Here is an 18,363-nt window from a genome sequence, read left to right as displayed (position 1 = left end):
GGAAATCGGGCACGCCAAAGGGGGCAGTGTTATGCCCTGCTATTGCGAACGGCGCAGGGCGAGACGTGGCGTCGAGGTGCGAGACCAGAACAGCGACGCGAAGGTGCTTGCCAGATATCCGACTTGCAGCGCTACGATCGCAGCGATCATGAGCAGCGCGGTTTCCGACCACGACAGGCGCGCGCCCCCGATGGCGGCCAGCAGCGCGACTTCCGCGAGCGCCACCGGCGCCAGCACCAGACAGTGCTGGCGCAGCCCGAGAACGGTGCCGCCGATGAAATTGCCAAGGAAAACAAATAACATAACCAAACCCTGCGCCCGCATGATATCGGGCCGGGCCTAAGCCGGGGTTAACCCGCACGTCGCAGAGCCGTCGGCGCGGTGCCGGCCGACCTCGATGACCTGTGGTTTTGTTAGTCGATTAACATTCAGAACGGACGCAGATCGCCGTAACTATAGGCAGCCCAATAATCGCGGCCGCCATACGGTCCATAGGCGCCATAGAGCGGCGCGCAGGAGTAGCGATCGGGACAGCCGTGCCAGCAAACCCGTTTCCACTGGCAGACGTCGCCACGACAATATTGCAGCCGCTGACAGTTGCCGTTGACCCGTTGCACGGCGCGCGGCCCAGGGGAAATACCCAATTCAGCGGCAAAAACTGAGCTGCCAACAGAACCGCCCAACAGCAAGGCGACCATTCCCAACGCGATCGCCAGTGGCTTCAAGCGGGCCATCGAACCCTCAATTGGTTAACTCAAACCATCTCATTCACAGATAACGGGAACATCGGACAAAAGCAAAGCCGGAGTGACGGCGCGCGGGGCTTTGTCTCACGGCGGTGCGCCGGTGTCGCCGAATTGCCTCACCTCGCTAACATTATTTATCAATTGCATTGCAATATATCGCGGAAACTTGTGATTGTGATAGTCGACGTGTTACGGCACGGCCGGAGTATTTGAATGTCGCGTGCGAATTTCATTCGGGTGATGTTATTGCTTGCGGCCGGCTGTTGGGTCAGCGGTTGCCATTACATGCCGACCAACGGCCCGACGAGCTCCGATGTCGTGGCCGGGCAGCGCGATCCCGAAAGCCTGCCCTATGCGATGGTCAAGATCACACCGCAGATCGAGAATGTGCTGGCGTCATTCGCGCCGCAACTCGCCGGTGGCATCCAGGGCCCGCCGCCGAAGGACATCCGCTTCGGCATCGGCGACGTCGTCAGCGTCACGATCTTCGAGGCCGCGGCCGGCGGTCTGTTCATTCCGGTCGAGGCCGGCGTGCGTCCCGGCAACTACATCACGCTGCCGAACCAGAACGTCGATACCGACGGCAACATCTCGGTGCCTTATGCAGGCGCGATCCGCGCCAAGAACCGCACACCGACCGAAGTGCAGCGCTCGATCGTCGATGCGCTGAAGAACCGCGCGATCGAGCCGCAGGCCGTGGTCGCCCTGATCGAGCAGCGCACCTCGCTGATCTCCGTGCTCGGCGAGGTCAATTCGCCGAACCGCTTCCCCGCCAATGCCGCGGGTGAGCATGTGCTCGACGCCATCACGCGCGCCGGCGGCCCGAAAGGGCAGGGCTTTGACACATGGGTCATGCTCGAGCGCGACGGCAAACGTACCACGGTGCCGTTCGGCCAACTGGTCTACGAGCCCAAGAGCAATATCTACGCCCACCCCGGCGACACCATTTATGTCTACCGCGAGCCGCAGACCTTCGTCGCCTTCGGCGCGTCGGGCGCGCAGGGCCAGTTCAATTTCGAGGCCTGGCGCATCTCGCTCGCCGAAGCCGTTGCCAAGGCGGGCGGCCTGAACGACTCCTCGGCCGATCCGGCCTCGGTGTTCGTCTATCGCGGCGAACTGCCGGAGGTGGCCGCCAAGCTTGGCGTCGACGTCAGCAAATATTCAGGGCCGATCATCCCGGTCGTCTACAACATCAATTTCCGCGATCCGGCCGGCTATTTCCTGGCCACGCGTTTCCAGTTGCGCAACAAGGACGTGCTCTATGCGTCGAACGCGGCATCCGTCGAGGACGCCAAGGTGATGCAGCAGATCCGCCTCGTGACCGCAACGGCGAACGATCCGATCGTAGCCGCCTACAACGCAACCTTACTTCGTAATTCGATCAAGCTTGCGCCCTGATACTGGGGCGTGAGCCGGCACGGCCGGCTTCATGACACGCTTAAGATTAGCTTCCGGCTCAAGCGAGGCGACGGCGTTGCCGTGGCCGGTGCGCTGGTCATCGTGGCTGTTCTGCGCCGTCGTCGCTTTGGCGCCTCTGCCGCTCGGCTCGGTCGGTGCTGTTGCGCCCGCGATCTGGTCGATCCTGCTCGGGATTGCACTGCTCGGGGTGTTGCCGATGCGCCTGCGCGGCAGTCAGCTCATGATCCTCGCCGTGACGGCGTTGTTGACGGCGCTTGCCATGCTGGTGCTGCACGAGCAGTCGGCGCTCCACCCCTGGTCGGGTGTGGCGCCGAACGCGTTGTGGGCGGAGGCCGGCAAATTGCTGCCTGCCGAGTTGCCGCCGGCCGTGTCGATCGCGCGCGGTCAGCCGTTCTATTCGATCGGCGTCGGAATCGTTTGCCTGCTCAGCTTCGCCATCGGCGTCGTGCTCGGTGCCAACCGCGGACTGGCGCGCGGGTTGTTGCGGGCGGTGGCCGCGGCGGGCCTGGTCTATGCGATCTGCGGCATCATCACTTTCGTGATCGATCCCACCCGGATCTACCTGCTGCACGAGAAGCAGGCGCACCTGGCGTGGCTGACATCTCCCTTCGTCAATCGCAACACTGCCGGCATCTATTACGGTTGCTGTGCGCTAATCTGGCTGTTGTTCAGCTGCGAGCTGATCGAGCGGCATTGGCCGCCGCGCCGTGCCGGCCTGTCACGGCTGCTCGGGCGCCTCGATATGCCGGCGCGGCGCCGGCTCGCCGGCCATGCGTTCGGCTGGCTCACTTGCCTGCTGGCGATGTTTCTGACCGGCTCGCGCGGCGGCGTCGGGATCTCGCTGCTCGCCGCGGTCGCGGCTGCCGCGATCTTCTTTCGCAAACGGGTGCCGCGCCGCTACGGCATGATCGTGGTGCTCGGGGTCGGCAGCCTGGTCGCGCTGGCACTGCTGCAGCTTCTCGGCGGCGGCGTTGGCGCGCGCTTCAGCACGATGGGCCTGTCCGATGAGGGACGGTTCTCGACCTATCGCGCAACGTTGCGGATGATCTGGGATCACCCGTGGCTCGGCGATGGTTTCGGGACCTTCGAATGGGTTTATCCGGCCTATCGCACCGACGACATCTCGCTGCGCGGGACCTGGAACCGGGCACACAACAGCTGGCTCGAACTGGCGTCCGACGGCGGAATGTTAATGGCCGGCGCCGCTATGATCGCGCTGCTCGCGGCGTTCGTCGTGCTCGCGCATGGCGTGCGGACCCGTCGCCGCGACGTGATCGTGCCGCTCGCGGCGCTCTGCGCGTCGGTCGCCGGCGCACTCCATTCGATAATCGATTTCTCGCTCCAGATCACCGGCTATGCCGTTGTTATCGCGGCCTTGCTCGGGGCAGGCCTGTCGCAATCCTTCCGCTCCGGCCGGGGCGCCGGCGGTGGCGGCTCCGACCGTGACGCCCGTGCTACGGTCGGACGGCCGGTTAACGCTGATTTCGCGCGCCACGGCCCGGCCGCGGCCGGCGAGGCTATTTAATTGGCGCGATAACTCTGACTATGCTAACGAACTGTTAGTATTCGTTAGGGAGATAGCTGTGTTCACATTTGAGCGATCCGGCGGCTTTTCCGCCCCGCGCCTGGCGACGTTGGTGGTGATGTTGGTGCTCGCGACACCCGGTGGCGCGGCGCTGGCGGAGACACCTGGCGGGCTGATCCAGCTGTCCCAGGCGGTCACCAATTTCAAGGCCAATCCCGAGCAGCTGCTGACCCAGTATCCGAATGCAGGCGTGGAGTTGACCTCGCGGGCGCGCGATTTCGCCCTCAACGATCCGACATCGCTCGATCCGCTGATTGCGCTGCTCGCCAAGGCAAGCAAGGACCAGAAGACGGCGATCGCTGCCGGCCTCGCCCAGGCCGCGCGCATCGTGGTGCGCAGCAACCAGCCCTACGCGACGCGCATCCAGCAGGCGATTGCCGACACCAAGGATCTCGACACCGTGATGGCGTTTGCTGCTGCATCGGGTGACAGCGGCACCGCGGCGACCGGCGCCGGCGGCGCGGGCAGCGCCGGCGCATCCGGCGGCCAGACCAGCGCGCTGGGCGCCAGCGGCGCCGGCGGCGGCACGCTCGAGGCCATCGACGGCAACAGCGTGAACACCGGCATCTTCAGCTTCACCTCGTCGGTCAGCAGTTCGGGCAGCACGACGACCGGTACGGCCACGGGCACCGGCACCACACTCATTTCAACAGTTACCCCCTGAGCGGACGTCCGATCGCCAATGGAGAACTTTCTGCAGCAACGCGCTTCGGTGTCGGCGGCGGGACGCTTCCCAGGATCATTGGAGGGCGCGAGGGCAGGATCTATCCTGCCGGCGCGGCGATAGGACGAGATGCTTCAGCGCAACCAGATTTCGCCGTCTGTCGATCTGAGAAATCGTCCGGCTGAATTGCCGTCGCTGGCGGAAACCTTCGACGCCTTCGTCACCTATCTGCTCCGGCAATACTGGGTCATCCTCGGGACCGCCGCGCTCTGCCTGTTCGGCGGCATCTGCTACCTGGCGACGGCGGCGCCGAGCTATACGGCGCTTGCCACGATGATCATCGACACGCGCAAATTCCAGGCCTTCCAGCAGCAATCGCCGGTGAGCGAGGCCCCCGTCGATTCCGCCGCGGTCGAGAGCCAGGTCGAAATCCTGAAGTCGGAGAATGTGGCGCTCGCGGTGATCCGCGACCTCAAGCTCAACGAGGATCCGGAATTCGTCGGCTCCAGGGCCGGCGCGGTAGGAGCCGTGCTCGATTTCGTGTCCGGCCTGCTCGCCGGCGGGGCGCCGCCCACCGAATTCGACCGGACCCGGCGCGCGGTCCGCACGTTCCAGAAGCAGCTCGACGTCCGCCGCCGCGGCATGACTTATGTGATCGAGGTCAGCTTCCGTTCGCTCGATCCCGAGCGCGCGGCGCAGATCGCCAACGCCGTCGCCGACGCCTACATCGTCGACCAGCTCGATTCCAAATATCAGGCGACGCGCCGCGCCAGTGTCTGGCTGCAGGACCGCATCCAGGAGCTGCGCACGCAGGCATCCAACGCCGAGCGCGCGGTGCTCGACTACAAGAAGACCAACAACATCGTCACCTCCAGCGGCAAGCTGCTCAACGAGCAGCAGCTCGGCGAGCTCAACACCCAGCTGCTCCACGTGAAGTCGCAGGTCACCGACGCCAAGGCCAAGCTCGACCGCATCGAGGCGGTGGTGAAGGGAGGCGTCCCCGATGCGACGGTGGCCGATACCCTGAACAACCAGGTCATCACCAAGCTGCGCTCGCAATATCTCGAGCTGGCCAACCGCGAGGCCGACTGGTCGTCGCGCTACGGCTACAATCATTTGGCCGCCGTCAACCTGCGCAACCAGATGCGCGAGATCCAGTCGTCGATTGTGGACGAGCTGAAGCGGCTCGCCGAAAGCTACAAGAGCGACTATGCGATCGCCCTGCAGCGCCAGAACGAGATCGAGCGCGCCGTGAACGACTCGGTGTCGCAGTCGCAGTCGACCAACCAGGCGCAGGTCACGCTGCGCGAGCTCGAGAGCTCGGCGCAGACCTATCGCTCGCTCTACGACAATTTCCTGCAGCGCTACATGGAAAACGTGCAGCAGCAGTCGTTCCCGGTCAGCGAGGCGCGGGTGATCACCCGTGCCTCGCGTCCGCTCAGCAAGAGCCATCCGCAGACCTTGGTCGTGCTCGCGCTCTCGGCGCTCGGCGGCCTGATCGCCGGGCTCGGGCTCGGCGTGTTGCGCGACCTCTATGACCGGGTGTTCCGCACCGCTGAAATGGTCGAGACGATCCTCGAGGCCGACTGCGTCGCCATCGTTCCCCGCGTCTCGCCGGGCCAGATCAAGGCGCCGGTCGCCGGTCGTCCCAATCTGCCGATCGGTCCGCGTACGATCCGGCGCGGCGACGAGCCGGTGCTGTGGGCGGCGATCGATTCGCCATTCTCGCGGTTCTCGGAAGCGATCCGCTCGATCAAGGTCAATGCCGACCTCAACGTCACCAAGCCGTCAAAGATTCTCGGGCTGACCTCGGCGCTGCCCAACGAGGGCAAGTCGACGCTGGCCTTCGTATTTGCGCAACTGGTTGCCCAGAGCGGGGCCCGCGTGCTCCTGATCGATTGCGATCTGCGCAATCCCTCGCTCAGCCGCAAGGTCGCGGCGACTGCCGAGCGCGGCATCCTCGACGTGCTGTCGAACAATGCGACATTGCAGGACACGCTCTGGCGCGATCCCGAGACCGGCCTCGCCTTCCTGCCTGGCGCCACGCGATCGCGCATCGCCCATTCGCACGACGTGCTTGCCTCCGACCAGATGAGGGATTTCATCGACGGGGCCCGCAGCCACTATGACTACGTGATCGTCGATTTCCCGCCGCTCACGCCGGTGGTCGATGTCCGCATCACCGCCCACTTCGTCGATTCCTTCGTCTTCATCGTGGAATGGGGCAAGACCCAGGTGCAGGTGGTCGAGCGCGCGCTGCGCAGTGCGCGAGCGGTCAACGAGAACCTGCTCGGCGTCGTGCTCAATAAGGCCGATATTGCCGCGATGAGCCGCTATAGCGGCTATGGCGGCAAGAACTACTATTACAACTCGCACTATGGGCGATATGGCTACACCGAGTGAGACGCACGGCGGGATGCCCGGGCGCGCAGCCGCCTGGCTTGCGCGCGGCTTGCTGGCCGCGGTCGCGTGCTCGTCCGTCGCCTGGGGCGCGACCACCTTGCCGGACTTTATCGACCAGACCCGACTCGACGGCGCAAAGGACCTGATCCTTCGCAACGTACCGGTCAGCGACGCCGAGCTCGACAACCTCGGTCCGCTGCTGTCGCGCGCCGTGGCGGAGAAGGATTGCATGCCGGCCATCGATCGCAGCGCGGCGGTGATCCGGCTGCGGCGCGCCGAGAACGCGCTCGCATCCGGCGCGCAGGTCGACGCCCGGATGGGCGAGCTTGACGAAGCCGTCCGCAAATCGCTCGGCTGCGCGCCGGCCGATCCCTATCTCTGGCTCGTGCTGTTCTGGCTTCGCAATATACGGCAGGGCTTGAGCGACGCCAATTTCGACCTGCTGCGGATGTCGTACCGGCTCGGACCCAATGAGGGCTGGATCGTGGTCAAGCGCAGCGCGATGGCGCTCGCAATGTTCGACGCGCTGCCGCCTGATCTTTCGTCCAACGTGGTTGCCGAGTTCGCGCGTCTCGTGAAGACTGAGTTGTACACCGAGGCAATCGATCTGCTGAAGGGACCGGGCTGGGCGCACCGTGACACGCTGCTCGCCGGCCTTGCAGCTGTTCCGCAACGGAACGTCGATATCCTGACCCGCACCATGGCTGACATTGGATACGATCTCGACCGCCGCTCGCCGGCGGAGCGGCGCAATTGGGAGCACAAATCGAACGACCGCCTCGACGAGTCTGCCCGAATGCCGCCGGAGGCGAGCGCTAGGCCATGACGATGGAATTTTGCATCGGACAGCACAACGCGCATTATGAGGGCGTCTATTCGGCGGAGGAGCGCGACTGGCGCCGCGTCTGCGCGGTCGACAAGGCGGATCATATCGCCGGCTTGCTCGGCGCAGCCGCCGCGAAGGTCGGCAATGTGCTCGAGGTCGGCTGCGGCACCGGCGCCGTGCTGGCGCGGCTGTCGGCGATCGGCGTCGGCCGCGACTTCACCGGCATCGACGTGATCGATCCCGCGACCAATCTGGAGATCGACGGCGCCGCTTCAGCCCCATTTCGCTGGTCCAGCTATGACGGCGCGACGATCCCGTTCGCCGACGGATCGTTCGACCTCGTCTATGCCAGCCACGTCCTGGAGCACGTGCCCGAACCGCGGGCATTCCTGCACGAGCTCGCCCGGGTCGCGCGGACCTTCGTCTATGTCGAGGTGCCGTGTGAGCTGCATGCGCGGACCAATCGCCGGGCGTTGCAATCGACGCTCGACATCGGCCATATCAATTTCTACACACCCGACACGTTCCGCCTGGTGCTGGAGACGGCGGGGCTCCACGTCACGGGCTTCGGCACCTATGACCACAGCCTGCCGGTTCACGCCTTCCACTCGTCGCGGGTGAGGGGGCTTGCCAAAAGCATTGTGCGGAAGTCGCTGTTATCGGTCGGCCAGGCGTTCGCGACCCGGCTTGCGACCTATCATTGCGGGGCGCTCTGCCGGCGCGACGAGGCGCAGGCGCTGCCGCGGGACCGGTAAGCCATGGCGCCGCGCGTGGTCGTCTTCAACAACATGATCACACCTTACACCAACCGTCTCTACAACGAGCTGGTCAGCCGCGGGCTGGATCTCGCCGTGCTGTCCTGTACACCGCAGGAGGCCGATCGCTCCTGGGCCGGCTCGTTCACGCCGCGCTACATCACGCGCACGGTGCCGGGTGTATCGATCCCGCTGTCGCGGTCGCGTCACACCCACGTCAATATCGGGATCGGGCGCGCCTTGAACGCGCTCGCGCCCGACCTGCTGTTCGTCAACGGTCTTTATCCCTCGATGCTGGCGGGCGCGGCATGGGCGCGCGCCAACGGCAAGGCGCTCGCGCTGACGATCGACGGCTGGCGCGAGACGATGCCCAACACCGCCTATCACCGTCTGGCGCGGCCCTGGCTGCTGCGCCAGTGCGACGCAGTGGTGTGTTGCAGCGACAAGGGTAGGGCGTATTTCCGCGGCGAGGGTGTTCGCGCCGACGACCTGTTCGTGGTGCCGTTGGTGCCGGCATGGGATTCGCCGGCGGTTGTGCCGGCATTCGACGACCGTCCATTTCATCTGCTGTGGTGCGCCCGCCTCAATGACGACGCCAAGAATGCGATCTTCTTCGAGAACGTCGCGATCGCGCTTGGCCGGATCGTGCCCGGGCTGAAGGTGCGTGTGGTCGGATCCGGCGCCGCCGAACGGCGCATGCTGGCGCGGCTCGGCGGTGCCGGCATCGATGTCAGCCACGACCGCTATCTGCCGTGGCAGGCGATATCGGACGCTTTTCTGCAGTCGCGGCTGTTGCTGCTGCCCTCATTGCTGGAACCGTGGGGCCTGGTGTGCAACGAGGCCCTGCAGTGCGGGGTTCCGTGCCTGGTGTCGCCCCATGTCGGGGCAGGCGGCGAGTTGGTCCGTGACCAGGACAACGGCTATGTTTGCGCGCTCGATGAACAGGTTTGGGTCGACGCGGCGCGCGGCTTGCTCGAACATCCCGCGCACTGGGAGGCGATGTCGCGGCAGGCCCGGCAGAGCGTGCGACGCGATGCGCTTGCCGACGCCGCGGCGCGTTTTGCGGCCGCGGTCGATCATCTCTTGAGGGCTCCGGCCCGGCAGGAGGCCGTGCAATGATCGGCAGATGGTGGCTGCGAACCGATGTCTTTCTGCACGCCTATCTGGTGATGGTGCTCGGCTGCATCTATTTCCTGTTCAATTTCATCGAGGGCATCTCGTTCGCGGAAAGGGCCGGGGAATCCACGCTGTTCCGCGGCGCCTGGCTGCTGCTCTACATCCTCCTGGTGCTGCACATTGCAATCGATCGGAAGCGCTTCGGCCTGCTGATGCTGCAGTCGCATCTCTATCTGACGTTCATCGCCTTCGCCCTGGTATCACTGGCGCTGAGCGCCGACCCCGCCGGCTCGTCGATCAAGTTCGCGATGTATCTGTTGACCACGATGTTCTCGGCGTGGGTCGTGATCAGCTGCCCGGTCGATCGTCTCGTCGATGCGCTGTTCCGGATCGGGATCGTGGTGCTGATCGTTCACGTCCTGCTGTTTCCGGTGATCGGGTCGCAATGGGATTACGACCCGCTGCATCGGCCGACGGTGCTCGGAACCCAGGCCTATGCCGGCGTGTTCGGTCACAAGAACCTCGCGGGCGCATTCTTCGGTCTCATGGTGCTGATCTGCTTCGTGCGCATGCTGGCAGGACCGCGCCGCCAGTTCGGCTGGACGCTGCTGCTGATGGGATGTCATCTTTTTGCGCTCGCCGCGGCCGGCGCCGCAGGTCCGCTGATCAGCATGTTGACGGCGCTTGCCGTGACCTTCGGGCTCGTGCTCGTGGTGCTCGGGCACAGGGGGGCTGCCTCGATCTATTGGCTTGGCCTCGCTCTTGTTGCGCTTGTCGTGTTCGCCCTGCCGAGCGACGAGTTGTACGGGCTGGTGGGCCGCAGCGGAAACCTGACCGGCCGCTCGTTCCTCTGGTCGGTCTGGCCGCACTTCTTCTGGCAGCACCCCTGGCTCGGCTACGGGTTTTCGGGATTCTTCAACGAACTGCCGAACTCGCCGGTGAACGAGCTGACGAGCATGGCGCCGTGGAATACCGAGTTCGGCTCGTTCGAGAACTCCTATCTTGACGCCTTTCTCCAGTTCGGCCTGCTCGGCGGTGCGCTCTATATGCTGCTGCTGGCGCGCGCGTTGTGGAACACGATCGTCTTTGCGTTCGAGCGGACAGGGATGTACTGGCTGGCACCATTCGCGATGCTGCTGTTCGTCGTGATCGCGTCGGCCAATGACTCCAGCCAGCTGCTGCACAATTATTTCGGCTGTGTGCTGGTGTTCTGGTGCTATTTCGGCCCGGAGGCCAGGCTGCAAATGGCGCCGCGGCGGACATTCAACAGATTGCGGGTGAGTGAGGCGTGAGTGCATTGACCGACAGGCTGGACCGGGTGGCGGCTCAGACCCGGGTCGCCGGTGCCGTGAGCGGGTTGCTCCGCCGGCTGCGGCGTGCCGGCGGCAATGTCGCGCTCGGCCTGATCGACCAGGCGCTGCTGAGCGGGTCTGCCTTCGCGCTGACGATCGTGCTCGCCAACGTGCTCGATATCAATTCGTTCGGTAGGTTCAGCGTCGCCTGGTCGCTCTCGATCCTGATCGAGGCGGTGTTTCTGCGCGGCCTGTTCGACGACGGCTTGCCGGCGACTGCGCACCGCATCCCGAAATCGCTATGGCCGCAACTGCGGCTCGGCCTCTATCTGTCGTCGCTGCTCGTCTCGGGTGCGCTCGGTCTGCTCCTGGCGGGTGCGGGCTTTGTGATCACAGCCGTCGGCGGGGAGGCCGGCGGGCTCGTGATCGCAACCGGGCTTGCGATCCCGGCGGTTCGGCTGCAGAGCATGTTCCGCCGGATTTGCTATCTCGATGGGCGGCTGCCGCGCGCGGTGGCGTCCTCGCTGACCTATTGCGTGGCGCTGGTCGTCTCGGCCGGGTTGATGATCGCCCTCAAGCTCACCGGCGCCGCTGCGGCGATGGCGTGCATCGCGATCTCGGCCGCGCTCGCCGGCAGCTTGCTGCTGGCCCACACCAGCGAGCTGGCCTGGCCGCAAGCCAGAATCTTCCGCGGCTCGCTGCGGCGGCTGTTTCGGAACGGGCGCTGGTTCGTCGCGACCTCGTTCACCTACTGGATCGGCAGCATCGGGCTGATCCCGGTCTGCGGCTTCCTGATCGGGCTGGACGCGAGCGCATCGCTGCGGATCCTGCTCTTGGCGTTCGCACCGCTCAGCCAGTTCTGCGCGACGATGTTCTCGGTTCGCCTGCCGGAAATCGCAGCCGAACTGCGCGCCGGCCGGCGCAGCGCTGTCGCCGCTGCCGCGCGCGAAAATGCCCTGCTGCTCGGATCGATCGCGGCCGCCTACGGCACGGTGATCGTGCTCCTCGGCCAGCGCATTCTGCCGCTTGTCATCCACGGACAGAGTTACGAGATCGGCACCGGCAGCCTCGCCTTGATGGGCGCTGCGATGGCGCTCGACGCGGTGTGGCTCGGCCTCGCGCTGCCGCTGTTTGCGACCGGCAAGCCGCAGCGATTCATGCTGAGCCGGATTGCCGGTCTCGTCGCGCTGTGCTGCGTCCTGCCGTTCGCGGCGGATGCCTGGCAGGTGATGGGCGCGGTTGCGGCGATGGTGGCTTCCAGCGCGGCGTCGGTGATCACGGTTGTGCTGACCAATTCGGCGCGGGAGCGGACATGACCGACGACGCGCGCGGCGGCTCGCTCGAAAAGCTGCATATCGGCGCCTTCAATTGCGGCATCGCGGGCTGGATCAATACCGACATCACAATGCACCTGTGGATCGCGCGGGTGCCGTTCGCGGCGAAAGCGCTGCATATCGCTGGCCTCCTGAGCGATACCCGCTATGCCGAGCATCGCCAGGGCAAGTTTGCCGGGCTGCGCCACATGAACCTCACCAAGCCGCTGCCGTTCGCGGATCGCAGCCTCTCGGCAGTATTCAGCGCGCATGTCTTCGAGCACCTGTTTCCCGACGAGGTCGAGCGGCTGGCGCGCGAGATCGCGCGGGTGCTGGCGCCTGGCGGGGTATGTCGGATCGTCGTCCCCGACATGGAGCGGATTGTCGCGCTCTACGATCCGGCGGCGCCGCAGGCTTTCCTCAGGAGCGTGTTCGAGATCGAGCGCCGCAGGGAGGCCGCCTTCGCGCATCACTGGGGCTTTACCCGCGCCTCGCTCGCCGCGCTGTTCCGCGACGCCGGCTGTTCGGAAACCCACACCCGTGCCTATCGCGAGGGCGTCTGTCCCGACATCGACCGGCTCGACAACCGGCCGGACGAGTCGATCTTCTTCGAGGCCATCAAGTGAGCAGGAAAATCGATGCGTCGTAGCGTGAAGGATCGCGCATGCCGTGCCAGACCGGACCGACCGGTAGCAGGAGACTGACCTTGCTGGGTACGATTCAAGCTCGATTTTCCAATGCGGCGCGCCAGCGGCGCGGCGAATTCCTCGTCCGCACCGTGAACCTGCCGCTCGATGCGAAAATCCTCGATCTTGGCGGTGGCACCGGCCGGCACATTCGCGCGATCCTGCCTCGCCATACCGACATCACGGTTTGCGACATATCGGCCGACGATCTGAATGCCGCGCGCGAGCGCTTCGGCTTCAAGACGGTGTTGCTGCGGGAGACCGAGCGCCTGCCGTTCGACGATCAGGCGTTCGACTTCTGCTTCTGCTCGTCGGTGATCGAGCATGTCACCGGGCCGAAGCAGGATGTCGTGACGATCGAGGACGAAGCGGCGTTTCAGAGCATCGCGCGCGAGCATCAGAACCGTTTTGCGGGCGAGATCTCGCGGGTCGCGAAGTCCTTCTACGTGCAGACGCCGTACCGGTACTTTCCGATCGAAAGCCATACCTGGCTGCCGGGCATCATCGTCCTGCTGCCGAGGCGGCTGCAGATCGCGCTGATCAGTATATTCAACCGCTTTTGGTTCAAGCGCACCGCGCCCGACTGGCACCTGTTCGACTGGCGCGAGATGACCGAAACGTTTCCGGACGCGAAGATCTATCGCGAACGCTATCTCGGCATGACCAAATCGCTGATGGCGATCAAGGCCTGAGGCAGCTATCCGCCTGCCAGGTCAATCGTCGCGCCGGGCCAGGACGTTGATCAGCGTGCCGACCGTCGCCTGGCGATCGAGCACCGGCGGGAGCGGGGAGCCGGCAAAGCTGCTCCCCAGCATCGTGAAGCCGGGTTGTCGCAGCAGATCCTGCATGGCCGCCGGCGAGGTGTCGAATTTGGAGAACGCGAGATAGCGAAACAGCGGCCGCGCCGACACGCGTGAAGAGGCCGCATGCGCGAGCTTGTAGCTCCGGCGCAGCAGCGATCCGCGGTTGGGGATGGAGAGCAGCAAAAACCCGCGAGGCCTGAGCACGCGATGCATCTCGGCGAGGCACTGCGCCGCGTCGGGAACATATTCCAACACGCTCGCGCACAGCGCGCCGTCGAAGGATCGATCGGGAAATGGCAGGCTTGCGATGGTCGGGATCTGCTGAAATGTGAGGCGCGCGGCGAGCGCGCCGCCGGCGCGGCGGCCGTGTGCCGCCGCAATCATCTCCGATGATGCGTCGACGCCGGTGACGTCGCAACCGCGTGCGGCGAGCAGGCGGGATAGCGTTCCGGTGCCGCAACCGGCGTCGAGCCAGCGCTGCCCATTGAGGTCCGCGTTCCCGAGCAGGCCGAACATCGCGGCCGTCCGCGCCTTGAAGGTGCGGCTCTGATGCAGCGTCTCCCATCCCGACGAAATCTCGTCGTGAAAGCGGATTTCGGGTCGCTCGCGGGTCTGGCCCATGGTGGCCATGATATTCCCTACCAGTGAAAGCCGCTCACTTTGGCGCGCACCTGCTCGGGCAATCCGATCTCCGACAGTTCGAGCACGACCTGGTCGGGACGGGTCGCCGTCAGCGCCGCAACGAAGCGCGGATCCGCCGTCGTCAGCACAATAATGTCGGCCCACTCGATGGTTGCCGTCACGTCGTCGTTCAACAAGCCGACCAGCTCCGGATTGCGCATCAGGAAATCCCGGTTGGCGCCGATCAGTTGCGAGAGCTGCACATTGGGGTCGTAGATCCGGATGTCGCGCCGCTCGCCGCGCAGGCTCTTCACCAGCCTCACGAAGGGACTGTCGCGGACGTCGTCGGTGCCGGCCTTGAAGCTGATGCCGAGGAACGCGATGCGGCGGCCCTCATGCGACAGGATCCAGTCGGCGCCGCGCGACATGATCATGTCATTGCTCGGCAGGATGCTCTCGAGCACCGGCGTCGACAGTCCGCGGCTGTGTGCAAGGTGCTTCAGCGCCTTGACGTCCTTGGGCAGGCAGGAGCCGCCGAACGCAAAGCCTGGCCGCAAATAGGCCGGCGAGATGTTGAGCCTTGTGTCCTGCATGAAGATGTTCATGACGTCGCGCCCGTCGATGCCGAGCGTCTTCGCAATCGTGCCGATCTCGTTGGCAAAGCTGACCTTGAGCGCATGCCAGCTGTTGTCGACATATTTCACCAGTTCCGCGGTCTCGACCAGCGGCGTGATCTTGGCGCCCGGCAGGTCCTTGTAGAGCGCCATGACGCGGTCGGCGGTTTCCTGATTGAAAGCGCCGACCACGGTCTTGGACGGCGCGTTGAAATCCGCAATCGCGCTGCCCTCGCGCAGGAACTCGGGATTGAACGCAAGGTCGAAATCGCGTCCGATCCTGTTGCCGGAGGCTTCCTCGATCAGCGGCCCGACGGTGCCGCGGGTGGTGCCAGGCAGCACGGTGGAGCGGATCGTCACGGTGTGCGGCGCGTTCTTGGCGCGCAGTCCGCGGCCGATCTCGATCGCGACCTGTCGGATCGCGGTCAGGTCGAGGTTGCCGTTGCCGGACGAGGGCGTGCCGACGCAGACCATCGATATGTCGCTGTTGACGATCGCTTCGGTGGCGTCGGTGGTCGCGGTCAGCTGACCGGTTGCCACCGCGCGCGCCACCTTGTCCGAGATGCCCGGCTCGACGACCGGCGACCTGCCTCCGCGGATCAGGTCGACCTTCGCAACGCTCTTGTCGACGCCGATGATCTGGTGGCCGAGTTCGGTGAAGCAGGCGGCGCACACCGTTCCGACATAGCCGAGGCCGAAAATGCTGACGTTCATGCTTCGACCTTCAACAATCCAGGACGTGCGCGTGGCCGCAGCCGCGTCGCGTTTGACGTGAGTGAGGCGGCTGCGCGTTCAAGACGATACCCGCCCGGCGGCTGCGTTCGCGCTGGAAGTTTGCGAGGTCGGCCGCTCGGCGGGGGCATGCGCGCGCGGTGCACGGCTTTGTACGGGGACCTTCCCGGCGAACAACGCCTCATAGGCCGCGAGCAGCTTCGGCTCCTCATGCGTCCACGACAGCGCGCGCTCGACGCGGTTACGGCCAAATGCCCCCATCGTCTGCCGCAATGCCGGATCGTCGATCAACGTAATGATCTTGCTGGCGAAATCTCTCCGGTCGTTCTTCGCAGCATAGAGCGAGGCGTCGAGTGCCGAGCGGCGGCCTTCGCGAACGTCGAACTGAACGATCGGCCGTCCGAGCGCCATGTACTCCATGATCTTGTTCATGGTGGAGATGTCGTTCATCGGCGTGACGCGGTCCGGATTGACGCAGACGTCAGCGGTCGAGAGCATCGTGAACAGCGCGTCATCCGCGATGGCGCCGGTGAAGTTCACGTAATCGGAGAGCTGCATCTCCTCGCAGAGCTTGACCACCGCATTCCACTCCGGCCCGGTGCCGGCGATGTTGAACTGGATGTCGGTGCGGCCGAGATCGTGCACGATGTGGCCGATCGACTGCAGCAAGAGATCGATGCCTTCCGACTGGCCGATCACGCCGACATAGCCGACGCTGTAGCGCCGGCCACGGCGCCAGGCCGGATCGGCCGGCCGCGAGCGCACCCGGTCGAGATTAGGGCCGGATCGCACCACGAAAACCCGGTTGGCCGGCATGCCGCCGCGCGTGATCGCGATCTCGCGATAGGATTCGTTGGTCGCGATCGAGATGCTCGCCGTCTTGAAGGTGAGATATTCGACCAGCCGCAGCAGCTGCCAGAACAAGTCCTTGCGGCCGAATTTTGCTTCGTAGAGCTCGGGATTGACGTCGTGATGATCGAACACGAAGCGCTTGCCGCCGAGTTTGAACAACAGGCCGATCAGGAAGATGAGGTCGGGCGGATTGCAGCCCTGGATCACGTCGAAGCCGTGCTTCCACGCCACCTTGATCGCGAGCAGCGTTTCCCAGAACAGCGCAACCGGATATTCGATCAGGTAGGCGGCGATCCCGCGCGCTTCCACCGGCATCGGATGGCGATAAATGTGAATGCCCTCGAGGCATTCGTAGGACTCGTCATGACCCCGCCCCTTCGGGCAGATCACAGAAACTTCATAGCCCGCCTTGCGCAGCGACGTTGCTTCGCACCACACCCTGCGATCGAAAGGAACCGGAAGGTTCTCGACGATGAACAGGATCCGCCGCGGTGATGGTTCAGCTCTCGACATCTGAGATGATCTATACCATTGACCTAACAACATCACAATCCGACTAACATCGGCATTAACATGCGCGGCTTCCACTATGCAATCCCGGCACCGATGTGACGGCGACGAGACAGGGACATGGCAGGCAGAGTGAGGGATTGGGGCCAAAGGGCATTGATTGCGCTGGTTTTGAGCGCGCTGCTGCCGCTGGCCTACAAATGGCCGCTGCAGTGGAATGGTTCGACGTCAAGCGATGCGCTGAGTGCGAGCCGCGTGAACGCGGTGATCCCGCCGACGCTTTTCGGCATGACCATCAATGCGATCGGGCAGTCACAGCCATGGCCTGAGCTCAAATTCGACGGCGTTCGGCTGTGGGGCGCGATCTACTGGGCGCAGATCAACCCGGCGCCCGGCATCTACAATTGGGCGCGCTTCGACGCCATCCTGGCGGCGGCCGAGCGAGAACACGTCGAGATCGTTCTCAATCTCGCCTATACGCCGCGCTGGGCCGCGTCGGTGAAGGATGCGCCGCCGGCGTTCACGCCCGGTGCAAGCTCACCGCCGGCCGATCTCGCGTCATGGGACGACTGGGTGCGCGCGGCCGTGGCGCGCGCCGCCGGCCGCATCAAATACTGGGAAATCTGGAACGAGCCCGAGGATCCCAAATATTACTCGGGCGATATCGCGACCATGGTCCAGCTGCAGAAGCGGGCCTACGAGATCATTAAAGCCAGCGATCCCACCTTGACCGTGCTGACACCGCCGTCCAACGGCACGCCGGACGGATATCGCTGGCAGCAGGCCTTCATGGCGCAAGGCGGCGGACAATATGCCGATGTGTTCGCCTTTCACGGCTATACGAGCGAACCCGAGGCGGTGATTGGAATCATTGCGCGCTTCAGGAAAATCCTTGCCGCGCACGACCTGTCCGCGAGGCCGATCTGGGACACCGAGGCCGGCTGGTCGTCCTATGAGGACAATCCAGACGGGTGTCTGGCACGCGCCTACATCCTGAAATGGATCAGCGGCGTCGACCGGTTCTATTGGTACGAGTTTGCCGGAGGCGGCAGCGACTTTGGAAAATTATGGGACCCGGCGGGCGGGCTGCTTCCGAGCGGAATTGCCTACCGCACGATCCAGTCCTGGCTGGTCGGTGCAAGTGTCGTGGCCGCAGGCAGGACGTCGCCGACGACCTGGCGCGTCGAGCTTCGCATGCCGGATGGCCGTAACGGCTTGATCCTCTGGACCACTAAGGGCCGGTCCGTTTACCGGGCCGACCCGCGTTTCAGCCTTTACGAGGGCCTCGACGGCGGCGAAGGGCCTGTCGCCAACGGCGAGGTCGAGATCTCGCCAAAACCGGTCCTGTTGCTGGAATGATAACAATGTTAAGTCCCCGGCAATGAGACAATTATGACGATGTTCTTGGCTTCATTGCGGGCGTTGG

At 64.8% G+C, this 18,363-nt stretch carries 17 protein-coding genes; 12 read left to right on the top strand and 5 right to left on the bottom strand.

The genetic code is table 11. From position 1 onward, the window contains the following. Nucleotides 1–39: 39 nt before the first annotated feature. Both J2R78_RS01905 and J2R78_RS01900 read right to left on the bottom strand, forming a co-directional pair. Nucleotides 40–324, bottom strand: a complete 285-nt coding sequence (locus J2R78_RS01905) for a hypothetical protein (protein WP_225161239.1) — start codon at nucleotides 322–324, stop codon at nucleotides 40–42. A 104-nt stretch (nucleotides 325–428) separates the two neighbouring features. Next, entirely contained in the window at nucleotides 429–734 is a 306-nt protein-coding gene (locus tag J2R78_RS01900) for a hypothetical protein (RefSeq protein WP_253609513.1), read from the bottom strand. A gap of 225 nt (nucleotides 735–959) precedes the next feature. Between J2R78_RS01900 and J2R78_RS01895 the strand changes: the two genes are divergently transcribed. The 11 genes from J2R78_RS01895 to J2R78_RS01845 all read left to right on the top strand — a co-directional run bounded on the left by J2R78_RS01895 (nucleotide 960) and on the right by J2R78_RS01845 (nucleotide 13,497). Beyond that, nucleotides 960–2,144 (top strand): polysaccharide biosynthesis/export family protein, encoded by a 1,185-nt coding sequence (locus tag J2R78_RS01895; protein ID WP_253609512.1) that lies wholly within the window; start codon nucleotides 960–962, stop codon nucleotides 2,142–2,144. A 31-nt stretch (nucleotides 2,145–2,175) separates the two neighbouring features. Further along, nucleotides 2,176–3,690 (top strand): O-antigen ligase, encoded by a 1,515-nt coding sequence (locus tag J2R78_RS01890; RefSeq protein WP_253609511.1) that lies wholly within the window; start codon nucleotides 2,176–2,178, stop codon nucleotides 3,688–3,690. 58 nt (nucleotides 3,691–3,748) lie between these two features. Further along, nucleotides 3,749–4,414, top strand: coding sequence for a hypothetical protein (locus J2R78_RS01885; RefSeq protein ID WP_253609510.1), 666 nt, complete (start codon nucleotides 3,749–3,751; stop codon nucleotides 4,412–4,414). Between the two features lie 129 nt (nucleotides 4,415–4,543). Continuing rightward, nucleotides 4,544–6,817, top strand: coding sequence for a polysaccharide biosynthesis tyrosine autokinase (locus J2R78_RS01880; RefSeq protein ID WP_253609509.1), 2,274 nt, complete (start codon nucleotides 4,544–4,546; stop codon nucleotides 6,815–6,817). 13 nt (nucleotides 6,818–6,830) lie between these two features. Further along, entirely contained in the window at nucleotides 6,831–7,643 is an 813-nt protein-coding gene (locus tag J2R78_RS01875; RefSeq protein WP_253609508.1) for a hypothetical protein, read from the top strand. Then, entirely contained in the window at nucleotides 7,640–8,398 is a 759-nt protein-coding gene (locus tag J2R78_RS01870) for a bifunctional 2-polyprenyl-6-hydroxyphenol methylase/3-demethylubiquinol 3-O-methyltransferase UbiG (protein ID WP_253609507.1), read from the top strand. The genes J2R78_RS01875 and J2R78_RS01870 overlap by 4 nt, the downstream gene beginning before the upstream one ends. Nucleotides 8,399–8,401: 3 nt before the next feature. After that, entirely contained in the window at nucleotides 8,402–9,517 is a 1,116-nt protein-coding gene (locus J2R78_RS01865; RefSeq protein ID WP_253609506.1) for a glycosyltransferase family 4 protein, read from the top strand. After that, on the top strand, nucleotides 9,514–10,806 hold the full coding sequence (locus J2R78_RS01860) for an O-antigen ligase (RefSeq protein WP_253609505.1): 1,293 nt from the start codon (nucleotides 9,514–9,516) through the stop codon (nucleotides 10,804–10,806). The genes J2R78_RS01865 and J2R78_RS01860 overlap by 4 nt, the downstream gene beginning before the upstream one ends. Continuing rightward, nucleotides 10,803–12,122 carry a polysaccharide transporter gene (locus J2R78_RS01855; protein WP_253609504.1) on the top strand — a complete coding sequence of 440 codons (1,320 nt, stop codon included), beginning with the start codon at nucleotides 10,803–10,805 and terminating at the stop codon, nucleotides 12,120–12,122. Before J2R78_RS01860 ends, J2R78_RS01855 begins: the two co-directional genes overlap by 4 nt. After that, on the top strand, nucleotides 12,119–12,745 hold the full coding sequence (locus tag J2R78_RS01850; RefSeq protein ID WP_253609503.1) for a methyltransferase domain-containing protein: 627 nt from the start codon (nucleotides 12,119–12,121) through the stop codon (nucleotides 12,743–12,745). The genes J2R78_RS01855 and J2R78_RS01850 overlap by 4 nt, the downstream gene beginning before the upstream one ends. 80 nt (nucleotides 12,746–12,825) lie before the next feature. Beyond that, complete coding sequence (locus J2R78_RS01845) at nucleotides 12,826–13,497, top strand: class I SAM-dependent methyltransferase (protein WP_253609502.1); 672 nt, start codon at nucleotides 12,826–12,828, stop codon at nucleotides 13,495–13,497. A gap of 21 nt (nucleotides 13,498–13,518) precedes the next feature. Here the strand turns inward: J2R78_RS01845 and J2R78_RS01840 are convergent, their stop codons facing one another. The 3 genes from J2R78_RS01840 to J2R78_RS01830 form a co-directional block, all read right to left on the bottom strand. Next, entirely contained in the window at nucleotides 13,519–14,238 is a 720-nt protein-coding gene (locus J2R78_RS01840) for a bifunctional 2-polyprenyl-6-hydroxyphenol methylase/3-demethylubiquinol 3-O-methyltransferase UbiG (protein ID WP_253609501.1), read from the bottom strand. Between the two features lie 8 nt (nucleotides 14,239–14,246). Further along, a complete protein-coding gene (locus tag J2R78_RS01835; protein WP_253609500.1) occupies nucleotides 14,247–15,557 on the bottom strand; it encodes a nucleotide sugar dehydrogenase in 1,311 nt (436 codons plus the stop codon). 78 nt (nucleotides 15,558–15,635) lie between these two features. Beyond that, nucleotides 15,636–16,940 (bottom strand): glycosyltransferase family 4 protein, encoded by a 1,305-nt coding sequence (locus tag J2R78_RS01830; protein ID WP_225641875.1) that lies wholly within the window; start codon nucleotides 16,938–16,940, stop codon nucleotides 15,636–15,638. A 117-nt stretch (nucleotides 16,941–17,057) separates the two neighbouring features. On the opposite strand from J2R78_RS01830, the gene J2R78_RS01825 reads away from it, so the two are divergent. Then, on the top strand, nucleotides 17,058–18,296 hold the full coding sequence (locus J2R78_RS01825; RefSeq protein WP_253609499.1) for a glycosyl hydrolase: 1,239 nt from the start codon (nucleotides 17,058–17,060) through the stop codon (nucleotides 18,294–18,296). Nucleotides 18,297–18,363: the final 67 nt, after the last annotated feature.

The sequence above is a fragment of the Bradyrhizobium sp. USDA 4538 genome (genome assembly GCF_024171045.1).
GTDB lineage: Bacteria > Pseudomonadota > Alphaproteobacteria > Rhizobiales > Xanthobacteraceae > Bradyrhizobium > Bradyrhizobium australafricanum.
This window is presented reverse-complemented; position numbering and strand designations above follow the sequence as displayed.